The sequence below is a fragment of the Stenotrophomonas sp. P5_B8 genome (assembly GCF_054049855.1).
The window spans coordinates 1-1,677 of sequence record NZ_JBFULO010000619.1; the positions used below are offsets into that span (position 1 = coordinate 1).

Consider the following 1,677-nt stretch of genomic DNA (forward strand, 5'->3'; position numbering starts at 1 on the left):
GCGTATAGGCGGCCAGCACCTCCAGGGTTTCCATCTTTTCGCTGTAGCTCAGCCGCACCTGGCTGAACTGCTCGACCGCCGACTTGGTCTTGAGCAGGATGTCGTACTCTTCGGTCTGGGTGTTGCCCGCGTCCGGGCGCACCACGTAATCGGCACGGTAACGCACGAAGCTGAAGTTGTTGCTGGCCTGCGCCTCGGTCGGCGTGCCCTGCCCGCCCGGCGTGCCGGATGCGGCCGAGGCTGGCACCGGGGCGGGTGCTGAAGGCGACGACTGCGTATCGGCGCGCGCCAGGGCCGGCGCGAAGGCCAGGCCGCCCAACACCAACCACAGCATMGACTTCATTGCGGGTTCCTTGTGCAGGCGGGTGCGGGCGAGAGGGGGCGGTCGAGGCGTGCAACACAACCGCGTGCGGGGTGAGCATCGAAAGGGGCAATGCACGCATCGCCCCCCCTTCCACGATCTCGCGCCGTTACTTCGGCGGCGGCGGCGCCAGCACGCTGCGGTCGCCATTATGTTCGGGCGGACTGACCACGCCGGCCATTTCCATCGCTTCGATCAGGCGCGCGGCGCGGTTGTAACCGATCTTGAGCCGGCGCTGCACGCCGGAAATCGACGCGCGGCGGGTTTCGGTGACGATGCGCAGCGCCTCGTCATACAGCGGATCGGATTCGTCGCCGCCGCCGCTGCTGGCCTCGGGCAGGCCACCGGCGCCTACTACCACGCCATCGCCCATCATCTGCACTTCGTCCAACACACCGCTGATGTAATCGGCCGGGCCGCTGGCCTTGAGGTGCTCGACCACGCGGTGCACTTCCTCGTCGGACACGAACGCACCGTGGACGCGATCGGGCAACGCGGTACCCGGCGGCAGGTACAGCATGTCGCCGTGGCCCAGCAGGGTCTCCGCACCGGACTGGTCCAGAATGGTGCGCGAATCGATCTTGGAACTGACCTGGAAGCCGATGCGGGTGGGAATGTTGGCCTTGATCAGGCCGGTGATCACATCTACCGACGGGCGCTGGGTGGCAAGGATCAGGTGGATGCCGGCCGCACGTGCCTTCTGCGCCAGGCGCGCGATCAGTTCTTCAACCTTCTTGCCGACGATCATCATCATGTCGGCGAATTCGTCGATGAAGATCACGATGAACGGCAGCGTCTCCAGCGGGCGCGGCGCTTCGCCCAGTTCCGGATTCGGCTTGAACAACGGGTCCATCATCGGCTGCCCGGCGTCCTCGGCATCCTTGACCTTCTTGTTGAAGCCGGCCAGGTTGCGCACGCCCACCGCGCTCATCAGCTTGTAGCGCCGTTCCATTTCGGCCACGCACCAGCGCAGGCCGTTGGCGGCTTCCTTCATGTCGGTCACCACCGGCGCCAACAGATGCGGAATGCCCTGGTAGACGCTCAGCTCGAGCATCTTCGGGTCGATCATCAGCATCCGCAGGTCTTTGGGCGACGCCTTGTACAGCAGGCTGAGCACCATGGCGTTGACCGCCACCGACTTGCCCGAACCGGTCGTGCCTGCCACCAGCAGATGCGGCATGCGCGCCAGGTCGGCCACGGTCGGGCGCCCGGCGATGTCCTTGCCCAGGGCAAGGGTCAGCGGACTGGTCGACTTGTCGTACTCCTTGGAGCGCAACAGTTCGGACAGGTAGATCATTTCGCGGGTGACGTTGGGG

1 protein-coding gene and 1 pseudogene are annotated in these 1,677 nt (G+C 65.8%); both read right to left on the reverse strand.

The features are described from left to right. A pseudogene (locus ACXJKH_RS20025) lies at nt 1-334 on the reverse strand (transglutaminase); the annotation flags it as partial. Nucleotides 335-470: 136 nt separating this feature from the next. Next, on the reverse strand, nt 471-1,677 hold a 1,207-nt coding region (locus ACXJKH_RS20030; RefSeq protein ID WP_457321989.1), incomplete at its 5' end, for a DNA translocase FtsK.